Source organism: Pseudomonas sp. P97.38 (assembly GCF_001269745.1).
GTDB classification, from domain to species: domain Bacteria; phylum Pseudomonadota; class Gammaproteobacteria; order Pseudomonadales; family Pseudomonadaceae; genus Aquipseudomonas; species Aquipseudomonas chlororaphis_E.
The window spans coordinates 89,861-107,848 of the sequence record NZ_LHVJ01000008.1 but is presented as its reverse complement, the minus strand read 5'-3'; the positions used below and the strand labels follow the sequence as shown (position 1 = coordinate 107,848).

Genomic DNA, 17,988 nt, shown 5'->3' with positions numbered 1-17,988 from the left:
TCACCATCGCCTGTGGCGCGGTCTCGGGTTTCCACGCGCTGATTTCCTCGGGCACCACGCCCAAGCTGCTGGATAACGAAACCAACGCCCGCTACATCGGCTACGGCGGCATGCTCATGGAGTCCTTCGTGGCGATCATGGCGATGGTCGCCGCGTCGGTGATCGAACCAGGCGTGTACTTCGCCATGAACAGCCCGGCGGCCATCGTCGGCGGCGACGTGGTGGCCGTGGCGCAGACCGTCAGCAGCTGGGGCTTTGCCATCACGCCGGACGCCCTGCAGGCCGTGGCCAAGGACATCGGCGAGACCACCATCCTGGCCCGTGCCGGCGGCGCGCCGACCCTGGCGGTGGGCATCGCGCAGATCCTGCACTCGGTGCTGCCGGGCGAGAACACCATGGCGTTCTGGTACCACTTCGCGATCCTGTTCGAAGCGCTGTTCATCCTCACCGCGGTGGACGCCGGCACCCGTGCCGGGCGCTTCATGCTGCAGGACCTGCTGGGCTCGTTCGTGCCGGCCCTCAAGCGCACCGAATCCTGGACCGCCAACCTGATCGCCACCGCCGGTTGCGTGGCGCTGTGGGGTTACCTGCTGTACCAGGGCGTGATCGATCCGCTGGGCGGCATCAACACCTTGTGGCCGCTGTTCGGCATCTCCAACCAGATGCTGGCCGGTATCGCGCTGATGCTCGCCACCGTGGTGCTGATCAAGATGAAGCGCCAGCGCTACGTCTGGGTCACGCTGCTGCCGGCGACCTGGCTGCTGATCTGCACCACCACCGCGGGCCTGATCAAGCTGTTCGACGCCAACCCGGCGATCGGCTTCCTGGCCCTGGCGCGCAAATACAACGAGGCGCTGGCCGCCGGGCAAGTCCTGGCCCCGGCCAAGAGCATCGAGCAGATGCAGCACGTGGTGTTCAACGCCTACACCAACGCGACGTTGACGGCACTGTTCCTGTTCGTGGTCTTCAGCATCCTGTTCTACGCGCTCAAGGTCGGCATCGCCGCCTGGGGCACGAAGGAACGCACGGACAAGGAAGCGCCTTTCCAAGCGCTGCCGGACGCCTGAAACGAGGATTGCAACGATGTTCAATGACTTGAGTCGCCTGGGTAAATACCTCGGTCAGGCTGCCCGCCTGATGGTCGGCATGCCCGACTACGACAACTACGTCGAGCACATGCAGACCCAGCACCCGGACAAGCCGCTGATGGACTACGAGACGTTCTTCCGCGAACGCCAGGAAGCCCGTTACGGCGGCAAGGCCGGGCCCAAGTGCTGCTGACCCGGCAGCCCTGAGGTATCCCTCTGTGGGAGCGGGCTTGCTCGCGAATGCAGTGGGTCACTCGATGAAGAGGTTGACTGACCCACCGCTTTCGCGGGCAAGCCCGCTCCCACAGTGTTTTTGGGTGGGCTCAAGAGGTGGGTTCGCCATAGATCCCTGTGTGGGAGCGGGCTTGCCCGCGATGGCGTACTATCAGCCGACATCGACAGTGACTGACCCTCTGCTGTCGTCGGCAGGCTCGCTCCCACAAAAATCCGCATCAAGGAGATTCTGTTTGTCCTCTCCCATCCCGGTCACCATCCTCAGTGGCTTCCTTGGCGCTGGCAAGACCACGCTGCTGCGTCATCTGCTCAAGGCCGAGCACGGTCTGAAAATTGCCGTGATCGAGAACGAATTCAGCGATGCCGGCATCGACACCCAACTGCTGGGCGACGAGCCGGTGCAGGTCATGACCCTGGCCAACGGCTGTGTGTGCTGCACCATTCACACCGACCTGACCAAGGCCCTGTACCTGCTGCTCGAACGGCTGGACAGCGGCGCGATCGCGTTCGATCGGCTGGTGATCGAGTGCACCGGCCTGGCCGATCCGGCGCCAGTGGCCCAGGCGTTTTTCATCGACGAGGACCTGCGCGAACGCTACATCCTCGACGGCATCCTGACCCTGGTAGACGCCGCCCACGCCGACGTGCACCTGACCCAGGCCATCGCCCAGGCCCAGGTCGGGTTCGCCGATCGCTTGCTCCTGAGCAAGACCGACCTGGTGGACGCAGCCCAGGTCGAAGCCCTCGGCGAGCGTCTGACGCGGATCAATCGGCGAGCGCCCATCCGGGTGGTGGAGCACGGCAAGATCGACCTGGCCGAGCTGCTCGACATCCGCGGCTTCAACCTCAATGCGGACCTGGGCGCCGGGTTCAGCCTGCGCCCGGTCGGCAAGGCGCCCCCGGGCGATCGCATCAGCAGCCTCGTGCTGCGTACCGACAAGCCGCTGGATATCGACAAGCTCAGCGCGTTCATGAACCAGTTGCTGGAGGAGCACGGCAAGCAACTGCTGCGCTACAAGGGCGTGCTGAACATCGCCGGTGAACCTCGTCGGCTGGTGTTCCAGGGCGTGCTCAAGCTCTACGGTTTCGACTGGGACACCGAATGGGGCCCCGACGAGCCTCGCGAGAGCGTGATCGTGTTCATCGCCGATGAGCTGCCCGAAGAGAAGATCCGCGCAGGCTTCGATGCCGCGTTAAGTTGACGATCCGGCGCCGGCGGCCATCAGCAACTTCTGTTCGAGATGGTCCAGGTGCTCGTCCATCAGCCGCATGGCTTCATCGACGTCGCCGTTTTCCACGGCGTCCACGATGGCCAGGTGTTCTTGCCAAGCGCAGTGCCGGCGTGACTTGACCTCATGCCGGGCCAGGGCCAGCGAGGTCAATGGCACCAGGCTGCCGAGGAACTGCGCCAAGGGTGCGTTGCCAGCCATGGCCGCCAGTTGCAGGTGAAACTCGCCGGACAGGCGTATCGCCGGGCCGCGTTCGCCACGGTCCAGGCACTGGCGTTCGCGCTCCACCAGCTCGCGCAGACCTTGCAGGTCCCTGGGGTGTGGCGCCTTGCAGGCCAGGCGCACCAGGGTGTGTTCGGCCAGGCGGCGGGCATGAAGGATTTGCCGGGTCTGCTCGAGGTCCGGTGCCGCGACCTGGGGCCGGTGGTTGGGGCGCAGGATCACCACCTGCTGATGGGACAGGCGCGCCAGGACGCGACGAATGATGCTGCGGCTGACGCCGAACACATCCCCCAGGCTTTCCTCGGTGAAACGGCTGGCCGGGGCAATGCGCTGGTCGAGAATGGCGTCGAAGATCCGCGGGTAGATATCGTCCACCGACGGCTTGCCGACCCGGCCGGGCAAGGGCAGGGAGGCAAGTACGCTGCGCTGGTGCTGATGGGAAGCGAGGTTGTTCATGGCGATCTCCGCAGGCCGTGGCTCAAGTGCCGAGGTTGTCGTCCGGGATATTCAGTTCGATGCCCATGCGTTGGCCTTCCCGCAGGATGTGCCGCCGCATCTCGGCGCTGGCCTGGGCACTGTTCTTGGCGCGAATGGCGCGCACCACCGCTTCGTTCTCTTCCAGGCGCTCGGCCAGGTGTTCGGGCGAGTTGCGCAACACATCGGCGCTCTGCTTGAGGGCGTTGCTGGTCTGCTGCACCACGTTCTGGAAAATCGGGTTGGAGGTCAGGGCGAACAGTTCCTCGTGGAAGGCGATGTAGGCGTTGGCGCAGGCGTCGCTGTCATTGGCTTCCAGGGCTTCGCGCATGTCCATCAGGGTCAGGCGCAACTGGCCGACTTCCTTGCTGCTGATGGACTGGGCCACCAGGCCAACGATGAAGGGTTCAAGGGTGTAGCGCAGTTGCAGCAGGTCTTCGAGACTGGCGCCGGCCATGGCGCTGCTGTCACCGCCGGCATCGCTGAAATTGGCCTCCAGCACCACGACGCCCTTGCCGGGCATCGAGCGAACCAGGCCCAGGGTTTCCAGCACGATCACCGCTTCGCGCAGGCTGGGCCGGCTGATGCCCAGTTGCTCGGCCAGTTCGCGCTGGCCCGGGAGCATGTCGCCGGAGCGCCATTGGCCTCGGGCGAGGGCGGCGCGGAGTTTCTCCACGACCGAGTTGACGACGGTTGATGAACTGATCACATGGGGCTCCTTGGAAATCATCAGGCGGTGCCGGTTCGCGGGCCGGCGCCGCAGTCTTTCAGAATTGCTGGTGATGAGCACTGCCCACCGGTTTTCGGGCCTGGAAGGTATAGCCTTGCTGGCCGGACAACACCTTGCGGGCCCGCGGTACGTCGATGTCTTTTTCCCAGCGGGCGATGGCCACGGTGGCCACGCAGTTGCCGATCAGGTTGGTCAGGGCGCGCCCGATGCCCATGAACCAGTCCACCGCCAGCACCAGGACCAGGCCAACCACCGGGATGGCCGGGATCGCCGTCAACGTGGCCGCCAGTATCACCAGCGCCGAACCTGGAATTCCGTGGGCGCCCTTGGAGGTGATCAACGACACCAGCAGGATGGTCAGCAGGTCACTCATGGCCAGCGGCGTGCCGGTCGCATTGGCGATGAAGACGATGGCCAGGGTCAGGTAGATCGAAAAGCCGTCCAGGTTGAACGAGTAGCCGGTTGGGATGACCAGACCCACGGTCGAGCTGCCGATGCCGAGGTGTTCGAGCTTGCGCATGATTTGCGGCAGCACGGCGTCGGACGAAGCGGTGCCAAGCACGATCAGCAGTTCTTCACGCAGGTATTTGAGGAACGGCAGCATGGGCAGCCCCGACGCGCGCATCACCAGCCCGAGGATGACCGCGACGAAGGCGATGCAGGTCAGGTAGAACAGCCCGACGAGACTGCCCAGGTGCTGCAGCGAATCCAGGCCGTATTTGCTAGTGGTGAAGGCGATGGCGCCAAAGACACCGATCGGCGCCAGGCGCACGATCATGCCCATGATGCGAAAAATCACGTGGCTGAGTTCGTTGATCAGGCGCGAAATACCCGAGGCGGCGTCCCCCACCAGGTTCAACGCACTGCCGAACAGCACCGCGAACAGCAGCACTTGCAGGATGTTGTTTTCCGCGAAGGCGCCGATCACCGACGTCGGGATCAGGTTCATCAGAAATTGGGTGGTGGTGACCATGTGCTGGCCGCGCTGGGCGATGTCACCCATGTCTGCGCTGGAGAGCTGCTCCAGGTGGATATTGGCACCGCTGCCGATGCCGGTGGTGAAGGCGAACACCAGCCCGATCACCAGGGCGATGGTGGTGAGGACTTCGAAATAGATGACCGACTTGAGGCCGATGCGCCCGACCTTCTTGAGGTCGCCGGCACCGGAGATGCCGCTGACCACCACGCAGAACACGATCAGGCCGATGAGCATCTTGATCAGCTTGATAAACCCGTCACCGAGGGGCTTGAGCTGTGCAGAGTATTCGGGAAGGGTAAGCCCGCAGACGATGCCAAGCACCAGTCCGAGGACAACTTGAAGGAAGATCGACCGCGAGCACCATTTGAGCATGGGAGGGATTCCTGGTTCGGTGTCCGTGTCCGCTGGGCTTTGGGCCGTTGGCGTCAGGACTTCATTATTGTGGTCTTACCGGTTTGTCCAGTGCAGGCGCAGTCTAGGCGCGGTTTTGTCAAGGCCGCAAGGCGATTTTTTAGGTTTTGGCTTTACCGGTCTTACCAGTTGCAAGGAAACCCTCGTGCTTGAGCCTTTTCCCTCCCATGAAAAAATGACCGGCGGCCCAGGCCTGGGGCAAAACCAGAAACGTGTGGGAGCGAGCCGGCTTGCGAAAGGAGCAGGTCAATCAAGGCCGATTGAACGGGCCCTTATCGCGAGCAGGCTTGCGCCTTCACTGTCTATTCAAGTCAGGCTGAGTATGAACGTCAGCTTCGAGCGCACATCGGTTTCTGCCAGATAAAGATAAGGCGAACCGTGCATTCTTAATCCGCCCACATATTTGTTGTGCTTCGTCATGAGCGAGAGGGGTGAGTGTTGGGCCGTTATATCGTCCAAGGTGATGACGCGATTCTTCGGATTGACAAGTCTAAAGGTACTTGCTTGGCCCGAGTCTTTTACGCCAAGGGCGTCGAACCAACTTTTGCCGATGAACTTGTCGTGATGGTCTCCGGGCGTTTTTATCCACAGGGTGTAGCCATCGGCGCTGTGGCGAAAATGCAGCAGCAGCGGCGCGACGTGGCCGCTGCTGGCTTTGGCGTGCATGCCTAGCAGGTGTGAATGATCGACGGTTTGCGGTTTGCCGCTGAAAAATCCACCGCTGAATGAAGTAATGGTCGCCATGGCCGGTTTTCCGTGCAGCGTTTCAAGCAAGTGGATATGCATGTCCGGCGAGCGAAGTATTGCGGAAAAAGAGCGTTTACTGTCCATGTAGAGATCGCATCCTTTATTGATGGCCTGCGTGGCCGTGAATAATGAGATTCGATGTTAGGAGGTTCTTGGAAAGTTGTGTGGGAGGCTATGTTTCAAGGCGTGAGGTGTATAAAGGGCTGTTGAAGTTATTACTGGCTTTATAGGGAAGAGCAGCCAATAAAAAAGCCCGCCTATTTCGAGGCGGGCTTTTTCAATGACAGCCTAGTGCCGCATCAAGCGCCGTACACCGGCAGCTTCTTGCAGATGGCCTTGACCTTTTCACGCACGGCGTCGATCACCGCTTCGTTGTTCAGGTCCGCCAGGATGTCGCAGATCCAGCCGGCCAGTTCCTTGCACTCGGCTTCCTTGAAGCCACGGGTGGTCACGGCTGGCGTGCCGAAGCGCAGGCCGGAAGTGACGAACGGGGAGCGTGGGTCGTTTGGCACCGAGTTCTTGTTCACAGTGATGAACGCCTTGCCCAGCGCTGCGTCGGCGTCTTTGCCGGAGATGTCCTGCTTGATCAGCGACAGCAGGAACAGGTGGTTCTGGGTGCCGCCGGACACGACGTCAAAGCCGCGCTCGATGAATACGTTGGCCATGGCCTGGGCGTTCTTCACCACTTGTTGCTGGTAGGCCTTGAACTCAGGTTGCAGCGCTTCCTTGAAGCAGATCGCCTTGGCCGCGATCACGTGCTCCAACGGGCCGCCCTGGGCGCCTGGGAACACGGCGGAGTTGAGCTTCTTCTCGATGTCGGCGTTGGCGCGCGCCAGGATCAGGCCGCCACGTGGACCGCGCAGGGTCTTGTGGGTGGTGGTGGTCACGACGTCGGCGAACGGCACCGGGTTCGGGTACACACCGGCGGCAACCAGGCCGGCGACGTGAGCCATGTCGACGAACAGGTAGGCACCGACCTTGTCGGCGATTTCGCGGAAACGTGGGAAGTCGAGCACTTGCGAGTAGGCGGAGAAACCGGCCACGATCATTTTCGGCTTGTGCTCGAGTGCCAGGCGTTCGACTTCGTCGTAGTCGATCAGGCCGTTGCCGTCGATGCCGTACTGGATGGCGTTGTACAGCTTGCCGGAGGACGACACGCTGGCGCCGTGGGTCAGGTGGCCGCCGTGGGCCAGGCTCATGCCCAGGATGGTGTCACCGGCCGACAGCAGCGCCAGGTACACGGCGGCGTTGGCCTGGGAGCCGGCGTGCGGCTGGACGTTGGCGTAGTCGGCGCCGAACAGTTGCTTGGCGCGGTCGATGGCCAGTTGCTCGACCACGTCGACGTACTCGCAGCCACCGTAGTAACGCTTGCCTGGGTAGCCTTCGGCGTACTTGTTGGTCAGTACCGAGCCTTGAGCTTCCATCACCGCGGGGCTGGTGTAGTTTTCCGAAGCGATCAGCTCAATGTGCTCTTCCTGGCGCTGGGCTTCTTGCTCCATGGCGGCAAAGAGATCGGCGTCGTACTTGGCAATAGTCAAATCACGGCTGAACATGGCGGTCCTCAAGGATCGGGGCAGAAAAGGGGGGCATTCTAACCCAACCGGTTTTGGAAGGGGTATGAAAGGAATTCAGCTTCAAGATGCAAGCGACAAGATGCAAGCGACAAGCTGCAAGCTAAATGCGGGCTGGCTGTGCTCCAGCTTGCCGCTTCAAGCTTGGAGCTTGCCGCTGCTTTAATCGAGCATGAACAGCGCATCATTGCTGAACTGCGCTTCGAAGCGATTGGCCGGCATCGGGCGGCCGAACAGGTAGCCCTGGACTTCGTCGCAGCCGTGTTCGCGCAGGAAGTCCAGTTGTTCGTGGGTCTCGACCCCCTCGGCGATCACCGCGAGGTTGAGGCTGTGGGCCATGGCGATGATCGCACGGGCGATCTGCGCGTCCTGCTCGCCGGAGGGCAGGCCATCGACGAAGGTGCGGTCGATCTTCAGCACGTCAATGGGGAACTGCTTGAGGTAGTTGAGCGACGAGTAGCCCGTGCCGAAGTCATCCACGGCGATACTCAGGCCGAGGTTCTTCAGCCCGGCCAGGATCTGCATCGCTTCGCTGACTTCGCGCATCAGGATGCTCTCGGTCAACTCCAGCTCCAGGCACGCCGGCGGCAGGCCGGTGCTGCGCAGGATGTTGGCGATGCGCGTCCCCAGTTGGCCATCGGAGAATTGCCGGGCCGAGATATTGACCGAGACCTTCGGCACCCGGACCTTGGCCTGGTGCCAGGTCCTGAGCTGCCGACAGGCCTCGGCGATGACCCAGTCGCCCACGTCCACCACCAGCCCGAGTTCTTCCAGGACCGGGATGAAATCCCCTGGCGGCACCAGCCCACGGCGTGGATGGCGCCAGCGCAGCAGGGCCTCGGCGCCGGTCAGGCGCTTGCCGTCGCCGCTGAACTGCGGCTGGTAATACAGCACGAACTCGTTCTGCTCCAGGGCATGGCGCAGGTCGCTTTCCAGCTCCAGGCGTTCCAGGGCGCTGGCGTTCATGTCGGCCTGGTAGAACTGGAAGTTGTTCTTGCCGCGTTCCTTGGCGTGGTACATGGCCGTGTCGGCGTTTTTCATCAACTGGCTCAGTTCGTTGCCGTCCTGGGGGCTCAGGGCAATACCGATACTGGCGGTGACGAAGAACTCCCGGCCTTCGAGCACGAAGGGCCGGACCAGGCTGGCGAGGATCTGTTCGGCCACGGTAATGGCCCGGTTCAGCGCCATCTCGCGACTGGCGCGCGGTTGCAGCAGCAGGGTGAACTCGTCGCCGCCCATGCGTGCCACGGTGTCGTCGTCGGCGACGCAGCCGAGCAGCCGCGTGGCCATTTCCTTGAGCATCCGGTCGCCGGCGGCATGGCCCAGGGAGTCGTTGATCGGCTTGAAACGGTCGAGGTCGAGGAACATCAGCACGACCCAGCTCTTCTGCCGCTCGGCCGCTTGCAGCGCGGTGTGCAGGCGGTCCTGGAACAACGTGCGGTTGGGCAGGTGGGTCAGGGCGTCGTAGTAGGCCAGGCGATGGATGCGCTGTTCGCTGGCCTTGCGTTCGCTGATGTCGCTGAAGAAGCACACGTAGCTGGCCAGGTCGCCTTCGTCATCCAGCACCGCGGTGATGCCGACCCAGGCCGGGTAGTGCTCGCCATTGCGCCGCTTGAGCCACACTTCGCCTTCCCAGGTGCTGTGCTGTTGCAGCTGCTTGAGCACATAGCGCAGGTGCGCTTCCTGCTGTTCGTCCACGGTCAGCATGTTGGGCAACTGGTCCAGCACCTGCGACACCGCGTAGCCACTGACGCGGCTGAACGCTTCGTTGGCCTGGACGATGTAGCCCGCCGGGTCGGTGATCAGGATGGCCGAGGTCGAATGCTCGAATACCGTGGCGGCCATGCGCAGGTCTTTTTCGGCACGGCGCTGCTGGCTGATGTCGCGGCCGACCCCCAGTACGCCTTCGAACGCGCCGTGATCGTCCCACACCAGCACCAGCCGCAACTCGATGGGGATCTTGCGCCCATCGGCCCGCAGGCAGTCGAACAGGAACAGCTGGGTCTGCATCTGGTTGCGCAGCTCGGCCAGTTGCTCGGGCTTGTCGAGGGCCTTGCTGACCCGCTCCATCAGGCTGTAGATGCCGGTCAGTTGCTGCGGGTTGGCGATGGTCGACTGCCAGCCGTTCTGGAAAATCCAGTCGACGTTGTAGCCCAGCACCGCCTGAACCGACGGGCTGACATAGTTGAGCGAAAGCTTGCTGTCGGTGGAGAAGATCACGTCGCTGATGCTTTCGGCGAGCATCCGGTAGCGTTGTTCGCTGTCGCGCAGCGATTCGCTGGCTTCGATCTGTTCGGTGATGTCCTTGGCCACGCCGATGATCCGCGTCACCTGGTCATGCCGATCCCGGGCCAGGGCCTGTTCGCGGATATCGAAGCGCCGCCACTTGCCGTTGCGGTGACGAAAACGCAGCTGGCATTGCAGCAGTTGCGTGTACCCGCCCCGACGCTGTTCCTGGCGCAGACCGTGGTAATGGTCGGCATCTTCGCTGTGCAGCAGGATTTCCCAGAAGTACTCGCCCATCTGGTGCAGTTCGGTGCGGTCGTAGCCCAGGGTCTGGCCGAGGTGATGGTTGCTGAAGATCATCCGCTGGCTGATGACGTCCTGCACGTAGAGGTGATCCGGCACGGTGCGCACCACGTCGGACCAGAAGCCTTCGCGTTCGAGCAGCGAGAGTTCCACCAGCTTGCGGCTGGTGATATCGCTGATGCTCAGGATGACGGCGTTGTAGTCGTCCTGTTTTTCCGGCAGGCGCAGTACCAGCCACAGGTGCTGGTCGCGGCCATGGGCGTCTTGCAGGCGGATTTCCAGCTCCAGTTGCTTGTGCTGGTCGAGCAGGGCCTGGAGCAGTTTCGAGCCGACGGGGTTGTGGTCTTGCGGGCCGTTGCCCACCAGCAGTTGCCAGGCCTGTTCGCACGAGTCGACGTTAAGCAGCTTCAACGCCATCTGGTTGACCTCGGTCACCAGCACTTCCCGTTGCAGTTGCTCGCGCTGATGGGGTGTTTCCAGCCAGGTGCGCAATTGATCGCCGGTGTGCAGGCCGACCTTCTGGAAGAAGGCCTTGAGCCCCGACAAATCGAGCACGCACAGGGCCACGCCGGTGCCTTCGAAAATATCCTGGTAACGCCGGCGGCCTTCATGCAGTTGCCGTTGGCGTCGGCGCATGTTCAACAGCGCGATCACCGGCAGCAGCGAGATCGCCAGGCCCAGCAGGCACTTGCCGATGAAGGCCGGTAACAGTTGCTCGATCACCTGGCGCCGGTCGAACAACCCACGCAACTGCCAATCGCTGCTGCTTAGCGGCACGGTCAGCACGGTGTTTTCCAGGTCGTCCGGGGAGAGCCGGGCGGCGCTTTCCGAAGGCAGGCCCTCGTCGCGGCTGATGATCTGCTGGTCGAGACGGTTTTCCACCAGCCACAACGGGCGCAGGCCCACATCGGCCTGCTTGGTCAGCGTGGCGAAGAAGTTCGGGGTCAGGCGCAAGGCCCAGTAGCCACGGGTGCTGCCGCTGGCCTGGTGCAACAGCAGGTGCACCACGGAGCCGTCCGTGGAGTTGCTGAAATAGTGGGCCTGGGCCCGGCTGCGTCGCACCAGGTCGGCCAGATAGTCGGCGTCTTCGCTGGCGGCGTCGCTGTCGCTGAGGACCTTGCCCGAAGGGCTCAGCAACGCCAGGCTGCGCAGTTCGGGCAACGATTGCTGCAGCTTGCGCAACAGCGCCTGCTGTTCGTCGGCCGTTTGCGGTTGTTCGACGATCGGTAGCAGGTTGAGGGCGATTTGCGCGTTCAGCGCCATGTTCAGGCTGATTTGCGAGGCCAGGTCGGCGGTGTAGTCGATGGTGTACTGGCGCTGTTGCTGCTGGGTTTCACGCAGTTGGTCGAGCAACTGCCAGAAGAGCAGGCCGAGCAACAGCAGCACCAGTGTGGCCAGCGCGCCCTTCAATGTCCCGCGCAGGGGCGAGCCGGGCACCGTAGCGGGCGCGCGTGGGGACGAGGGCGGCGTGACTTTGGACAAGCTGTAATCCTGCGGTTTGCTGGACTGGCGCGACGTGCACTATAAGCCGGACGCCCGAAGGGCGGCTAGCATGCCTTGCCTTGTGGCAAAGTGCCAGTCCCTGGCGGCTGGACCTTGACCGACGGTTGAGGTAGCTTTGCCGGTCAAACAAGAGCGTTCCAGCTCCACATTCCCAGGCGCTATCGGCCCCCTGGCCTTGATCCCCTTCAAGCGCCGGCGCCGTGCATGGCCTGGCTCGTTCTTTTCACCTGTCACTGACGCTAGGTTCACCATGGCTCAATACGTCTTCACCATGCATCGGCTGAGCAAAGTTGTTCCGCCGAAGCGGGAAATCCTGAAAAACATTTCGCTGTCGTTCTTCCCCGGCGCCAAGATCGGTGTGCTGGGCCTCAACGGCTCGGGCAAATCCACGCTGCTGAAAATCATGGCCGGTGTCGATAATGAGTTCGACGGCGAAGCCCGTCCGATGCCGGACCTGAACATCGGCTACCTGCCGCAGGAACCGCAGCTCGATCCGACCAAGACCGTTCGCGAAGTGGTCGAGGAAGCGGTCAGCGTGATCAAGGACGCCCAGGCACGCCTGGACGAGGTCTATGCCGCCTACGCCGATCCCGATGCCGATTTTGACAAGCTGGCCGCCGAACAGGCCAAGCTCGAAGCCATCCTGCAAGCCAGCGACGGCCATAACCTGGAGCGTCAGCTGGAAGTGGCCGCCGATGCGCTGCGCCTGCCGGCCTGGGACGCGAAGGTCGAGCACCTGTCTGGTGGTGAAAAACGCCGCGTGGCCCTGTGCCGACTGCTGCTGTCCGCCCCGGACATGCTGCTGCTCGACGAACCGACCAACCACCTGGACGCCGATTCCGTCGCCTGGCTCGAACACTTCCTGCACGATTTCCCGGGCACCGTGGTAGCGATCACGCACGACCGTTACTTCCTCGACAACGTCGCCGGCTGGATCCTGGAACTCGACCGTGGCGCCGGCATCCCGTACGAAGGCAACTATTCGGGCTGGCTGGAAGCCAAGTCCGAGCGTCTTGCCCAGGAATCCAAGCAGCAGTCGGCCCATGAAAAGGCCATGAAGGAAGAACTGGAGTGGGTGCGCAAAGGCGCCAAGGCCCGCCAGTCCAAATCCAAGGCTCGCCTGCAACGCTTCGAGGAAATGCAGTCGCAGGAATTCCAGAAGCGCAGCGAAACCAACGAGATCTACATCCCGGCCGGTCCACGCCTGGGCGACAAGGTCATCGAGTTCAAGAACGTCACCAAAGGCTATGGCGACCGTGTGCTGATCGACAATCTGTCGTTCTCCATGCCCAAGGGCGCTATCGTCGGTGTCATCGGTGGTAACGGCGCGGGTAAATCCACGCTGTTCCGCATGCTGATGGGCAAGGAAACACCGGACTCGGGCAGCATCGAGATCGGCGAAACCGTGCAACTGGCCTGCGTCGACCAGAGCCGCGAAGACCTGGACGGCAGCAAGACCGTGTTCCAGCAGATTTCCGACGGCTCCGACCAGATCCGCATCGGCAACTACGAAATCCCGTCGCGCACCTACGTGGGGCGTTTCAACTTCAAGGGCGGCGACCAGCAGAAGTTCGTCAAGGACCTGTCCGGCGGTGAGCGCGGCCGCTTGCACCTGGCGCTGACGCTGAAGGAGGGTGGCAACGTCCTGCTGCTCGACGAACCGTCCAACGACCTCGACGTCGAAACCTTGCGTTCCCTGGAAGAAGCCCTGCTGGACTTCCCGGGCGCCGCCATTGTGATCTCCCACGATCGGTGGTTCCTTGACCGCGTGGCAACTCACATCCTGGCGTACGAAGACGACTCCCAGGCAGTGTTCTTCGAAGGCAACTACACCGAGTACGAAGCCGATCGCAAGAAACGCCTCGGCGAGGCCGCTGCCCAGCCGCACCGTGTACGGCACAAGAAGCTGGCTTGAGGGGCGTGCGACCGCAAGGTCGCTGAACCCGTGGCGAGGGAGCGTGCTCCCTCGCCACGGGTTCAGGCGCTAGGCCTGTGGCGCAAAATCGAGCGTGAGAATGTTGGGAATCGTCGGGTCCATCTCGTACAGCAAGGCATAGCCCACACCGGTGATGCCCGTCAGCAGGCTGACGTCGGGCACCCTGTCGTTGTCCAGCCAAGGTCCTGCAAAAAATTGCCGGGCGGCCTCGTCTAGGGCTGTCCTGACCCTGTTCATGCCATCGGCGTTGCCTGAATGCCGATACAGGTCATGCAGGCACAACAGATTGCCGAAATCGCCGTGACACAGGTTGTAACCCTCACCCAGCCCGTGCTCCCAGAGATTGCGCTCGCATCGCTGTATGTCGTCGAGCACGGTCTGTCGGGTCGCCGCGTCCAGCACATCCCCCATCGATTGCAGCAGCTGTCGCCTGGCAATGAGCACACCGCCGTCGCCATGGCACCACTTGGACGTATGGTCCACTGGTCCGAGGTTCCTCAGGTCCAGCCAGAAACCGTCCCGGCTCAAGCGGTTCTCACCTTCGAGCACCTGGATGGCCAAAGGCACCAGCGTCGCATCCCCGGTCACGTCATAGGCCTTGCACAGGGCATGGATGACGCCCGAGAGACCGTGGGACAAGCCCGTCAGGATGACGGAGCGATCATCGCGCCGTAGAAGCCGACCCTCTTCGATCAGGACCTGCTCCCGTAGGTAGTCGACCATCCGCTGGAGGGCCGGCAGTACCTCGTTCTGTGCCGACGACTCATGGAGATTGGCCAGGAGCGTCACCGCGCCACAACAGCCTGCCAGGAAGTCGAAATCGTAGTGCTCAGGGGGGATTTCGATCAGTTGGGTAAGCAAGCCGGCAATCTTTTCATCATGGCGGGCATCCGCGGTGATCCGGCGGCGATTGATGAGCAAGTAAAGGTAGGCCCCCAGACCGTGATAAGCGCTGACAGTCAGGTCGGTTCGGAAAAAGCCGAAGTGCTGGTCCAGGGTGTCCAGGATCCGATCCATGCGCGACAGCCAGTGCGACTGGCCACCGACTTTGAACGCGGCCAGGTAAAACAGGCCGATCCCGGCGATACCCGAGTACAACCCGTGGTCCATCGGCGACGGGTATTTGCGCAGGCTCGCGGGATGAGTATGGAAAGACAGCCAGCGGACGTCGGTTGCCGTGCCCCTCACGGCAAGTTCATCGAGGCGGGCGCTGATGGCCAGGACCGCGTCGAGTCGCTCTGCTGGCGGTTCTTTTCCAGGGAGTATGGGTGTTCGCGTTTCCGGTGAGGGTGGCTCTGGGAACAGGCAGATGTCCAGGAGTGTGCGTTGCAGGGCCCAGTCCTCACGGGACAGGTGACTGATTTTTTGCAGGCAACTTTTTAATGGAGGCTCCAGGGTTGCCATCTCGACGGTTTCACCTTGTGCGCTCGTAAAACAGTGGGCGTTCAGCGCCATGGTGAAACACGGAATGCTGGACCTTTGCAGGTCGGCTATTTCATAGCGGGCAATGCCTTTTTCCCGATAGGGTTCTTTTAGATCTTTCCACAGGGTTGCAAGCAGCAGTTCTCGGTCGAGCATGTTCTGCATGAAGCGTGGGTGGCGGATCAGCCCGATAAAGTCGGCGTAGCGCTGCGAATTTTTGAGCAATACCCGGGTGGTCAGTTCGCCGGCGGATTGTTCGAGCATCTCCATGATCGCGTGCCGATGAACCATCAGTGCGCCATAAGCGTATTCGAAGCCTTTGAACAGCGCGGTCTTATAGGCTTGCGGCCCTATGCGCTCGCCTCGCAGCAGGGGCAGGTGCTTCTGCGCCAACTGATGTTCGAATTCGATTTTGCGCAGGTGGTAGAACCCACCCTCGGAAACCAGGGCGCGACGGGTGGAAATGAACAGGGCCTGGCGGGTCAGCCCGCTCTGGTCGTTATTGGACTTTTGCGAAAAGGGCACGAAGCCGCTGGAACAGATGGATTGCTGGATCACCTTGAAACTGCTGGACAGTGCGCAGCCCGCGGGCAACTCCGTCAGCAAGTCGCTGGTGGACGCCGTGAACAGGCATTCGAGGTCGATCATGACCGGGCTGCTGCCGCAGGCAATGATGTTCTCGTAATGAAAGTCGATGCCGTTCAAGGCATGAATGACAGCGATCTGGGCGCCCATTCTCTTGTAGAACAACTCGACATCCGCTGCCTGTTCGCAGGGCAGGTTGTCGATTTTTTCTATCCAGCTGTGCCGCGGGCGGCTGAGAATCCTTGGTCCGCGCACAGAAAAGCAGTCCGCGCCGGTCCACTCCTGCAGGTGTTCAAGCAAGCGGTTGTAGAAAAGCGCTTCCCGGCTTGCCCGAGGTTTGTAGATCAGTGAAACGCTGCCAACGGTGACCAGACAGACTGTTTCGCCGCGACCGTGAGGGTCACCGAGGCCCAGTTCAATCGCGCTGATTTGCCGAGCCGCGATTGAAAACGCGGCCTCCAATAATGCGAGGTCGGCTGCGAAATGGAGAATGACCGCATAAAGATAGTTGAGGGTGTCTTCCAATTGATCGAACAGCAGCGTTGCCAGCACCGGGTAGCACTCGAAGAGTGACCGCAGTGGCGACGTGCGCAGTTGTTCATTGAAGGTGCCCAGGTCAATGTTTTCACCTTGCGCAATTCGCGTATTCAAATAATGCACAAGACTTTGTTCTGAAGTGCGACTCACCCGGGCCAGAACATACTGTTCGAGGCTTGCGAGCAAGGCCGGCTCGTTAATGTGCGGTGAAACTTGAGAGTAACGCTTGTCGGCCTTGAACGTGTCGATGAAATAAAGAAAAAATCGTTGGCCGAAGCCCTGAAAGTTGCCTTTTTTAGTTGTATTTGTTTTGACAGGAAGGCTGTCGAGGTGGGCCAGCTTCTGTTCCAAACTTTGCAGGCATGATTCGCTGCTGGGGGGCAGGCGGTGTTGGTGGTTGGGGGCGCTGACGTGTTTCAGCAGTTGTTCCCGGCCCAGACCAAAGTGATCCAGCAAAGCCTGGTCATCGGCGTGCAGGCGAGTCAGGTTGTTTTCGAACAGGGCGATGTCGAGTGTGGAAGCGCCTGTGTACTGTCCTCGCTGATCCCACTTCAAAGCGTTAACAAGCATGCCTGGGCTCCTGGCATGGATGGAGCAGGCGGTGCCTGCTCCATGTTTATCGGTGTTGCCTGTTGCGATGGTCAGTCGAGTGGATCAGCACCCGAGTGTCGAGCATTCGAGGTTGGTGCAGGTGCCGAACGTGTTGCATTCCATCGTCGTCGCCAGGATTGCGGCGATGTTGCTGGCCGGCGCTTGATAGGCGTCGAACTCGAGGTAGAAATCGCCGGACATGTTCAGGATCTGTTCGCTCATGATGTGTTCCTCATCAGGTTGATCAATTCAATACAGTGACCCACGGTCGATCGGGTGCCAGACAGCGCATCCGAACGGTGGGATGTCATGAACTTATTAAGGGGTAGGGTTAGGGAGTGTCGAAGTGCCCGCGGTGCGGTTGACTTCAAAGAACAGGATTCAGCACAAGATGGCGGTGCAATGCACAGTGCCACACTCGACAATGGTCCGCGCCACCGATTCGATGCCGAGGTGGTTTACCTGTTGGTAGGCATTGAAGTCGCCGTCGAAGTCACCGGACACTGTCAAAATGTGTTCGCTCATCATGCATCTCCTTGTTTTTGTTCGCGCCGGTTTCGGCGCGGGAAAAACAGTAGCATGGACTTCGATAAGCGCAAACTTGCGGTTATAACCTCATGTTGCAGTTAGCTATCGCTACAGGCAACTAAGCGAATGGTTGTTAGTTGTGAGTTAGCCCAATAGCAAGATGCCGTCGCGCGCCGCTTCAGGGCAGTTCGATTGCAATCACTTCAATGCAAAGATCGCCCATCGGGCGTTGCCAGACCACCTCATCCCCCAACTTCGCTCCCAGCAACGCCCGGCCCAGTGGTGATCCCCAGTTGATCAGGCCGCTGGCCGCGTCGGCCTGGTCCTCGCCCACCAGTTGCACCCTTTGCTGCTGGTCCAGTTCGTCGGCGAAGGTCACCCAGTGTCCGATCCGGACCTGATCCGATGACGTCGGCGCCACCACCTGGGCGCTTTGCAGGCGCAGGTTGAAATAGCGCAGGTCACGCTCGATGTCCGCGATCCGCTGCTTGTCGGACAGATCGCCGCGGGCTGTCTGCTGGCTGTGCAACGCCTGCAACTGTGCGACCCGCGCCTGCAACTCGGCGAGCCCGCTGGGCGTGACATAGTTCGGTTGTGCGCTGACCTGGCGTTCGACTGGCTGGTCGGCCTGGGCGGCGGCGTTGTCTTCGTTGACGAAAGCGCGACTCATGG

Annotated in this window: 14 protein-coding genes; 4 read left to right on the top strand and 10 right to left on the bottom strand. The window is 61.7% G+C overall.

Annotated elements, in window-relative coordinates:
* The 3 genes from AD664_RS01905 to yjiA form a co-directional block, all read left to right on the top strand.
* A partial coding sequence (locus tag AD664_RS01905; protein ID WP_305728881.1) for a carbon starvation CstA family protein occupies positions 1 to 1,067 on the top strand: 1,067 nt, incomplete at its 5' end.
* Between the two features lie 16 nt (positions 1,068 to 1,083).
* Entirely contained in the window at positions 1,084 to 1,281 is a 198-nt protein-coding gene (locus tag AD664_RS01900) for a YbdD/YjiX family protein (RefSeq protein WP_042730733.1), read from the top strand.
* A gap of 274 nt (positions 1,282 to 1,555) precedes the next feature.
* Positions 1,556 to 2,524, top strand: a complete 969-nt coding sequence (gene yjiA, locus AD664_RS01895) for a GTPase (protein WP_053144042.1) — start codon at positions 1,556 to 1,558, stop codon at positions 2,522 to 2,524.
* On the opposite strand, the gene AD664_RS01890 is transcribed toward yjiA, so the two are convergent.
* The 6 genes from AD664_RS01890 to AD664_RS01865 form a co-directional block, all read right to left on the bottom strand.
* Complete coding sequence (locus AD664_RS01890) at positions 2,516 to 3,229, bottom strand: GntR family transcriptional regulator (protein WP_053144040.1); 714 nt, start codon at positions 3,227 to 3,229, stop codon at positions 2,516 to 2,518. The genes yjiA and AD664_RS01890 overlap by 9 nt on opposite strands.
* A gap of 22 nt (positions 3,230 to 3,251) precedes the next feature.
* Positions 3,252 to 3,956 (bottom strand): FadR/GntR family transcriptional regulator, encoded by a 705-nt coding sequence (locus AD664_RS01885; protein WP_042730730.1) that lies wholly within the window; start codon positions 3,954 to 3,956, stop codon positions 3,252 to 3,254.
* Between the two features lie 58 nt (positions 3,957 to 4,014).
* Complete coding sequence (locus tag AD664_RS01880) at positions 4,015 to 5,328, bottom strand: C4-dicarboxylate transporter DctA (protein ID WP_042730729.1); 1,314 nt, start codon at positions 5,326 to 5,328, stop codon at positions 4,015 to 4,017.
* 345 nt (positions 5,329 to 5,673) lie between these two features.
* On the bottom strand, positions 5,674 to 6,198 hold the full coding sequence (locus tag AD664_RS01875; RefSeq protein ID WP_053144038.1) for a hypothetical protein: 525 nt from the start codon (positions 6,196 to 6,198) through the stop codon (positions 5,674 to 5,676).
* A gap of 215 nt (positions 6,199 to 6,413) precedes the next feature.
* On the bottom strand, positions 6,414 to 7,667 hold the full coding sequence (glyA, locus tag AD664_RS01870) for a serine hydroxymethyltransferase (protein ID WP_042730727.1): 1,254 nt from the start codon (positions 7,665 to 7,667) through the stop codon (positions 6,414 to 6,416).
* Positions 7,668 to 7,847: 180 nt separating this feature from the next.
* A complete protein-coding gene (locus tag AD664_RS01865) occupies positions 7,848 to 11,696 on the bottom strand; it encodes an EAL domain-containing protein (RefSeq protein ID WP_053144036.1) in 3,849 nt (1,282 codons plus the stop codon).
* A 271-nt stretch (positions 11,697 to 11,967) separates the two neighbouring features.
* On the opposite strand from AD664_RS01865, the gene ettA reads away from it, so the two are divergent.
* Positions 11,968 to 13,632 carry an energy-dependent translational throttle protein EttA gene (ettA, locus tag AD664_RS01860; RefSeq protein WP_042730725.1) on the top strand — a complete coding sequence of 555 codons (1,665 nt, stop codon included), beginning with the start codon at positions 11,968 to 11,970 and terminating at the stop codon, positions 13,630 to 13,632.
* Positions 13,633 to 13,701: 69 nt separating this feature from the next.
* Here the strand turns inward: ettA and lanM are convergent, their stop codons facing one another.
* From lanM to AD664_RS01850, 4 genes are all read right to left on the bottom strand, one after another.
* Entirely contained in the window at positions 13,702 to 16,653 is a 2,952-nt protein-coding gene (lanM, locus tag AD664_RS01855; RefSeq protein WP_256206983.1) for a type 2 lanthipeptide synthetase LanM, read from the bottom strand.
* 198 nt (positions 16,654 to 16,851) lie between these two features.
* The gene (locus AD664_RS27610) at positions 16,852 to 17,010 is read right to left on the bottom strand and encodes a hypothetical protein (RefSeq protein WP_172679685.1); all 159 of its coding nucleotides are present in this window, start codon (positions 17,008 to 17,010) and stop codon (positions 16,852 to 16,854) included.
* 159 nt (positions 17,011 to 17,169) lie between these two features.
* Positions 17,170 to 17,313 (bottom strand): hypothetical protein, encoded by a 144-nt coding sequence (locus AD664_RS27605; RefSeq protein WP_172679684.1) that lies wholly within the window; start codon positions 17,311 to 17,313, stop codon positions 17,170 to 17,172.
* Positions 17,314 to 17,494: 181 nt separating this feature from the next.
* Entirely contained in the window at positions 17,495 to 17,986 is a 492-nt protein-coding gene (locus AD664_RS01850; RefSeq protein ID WP_053144032.1) for a GreA/GreB family elongation factor, read from the bottom strand.
* Positions 17,987 to 17,988: the final 2 nt, after the last annotated feature.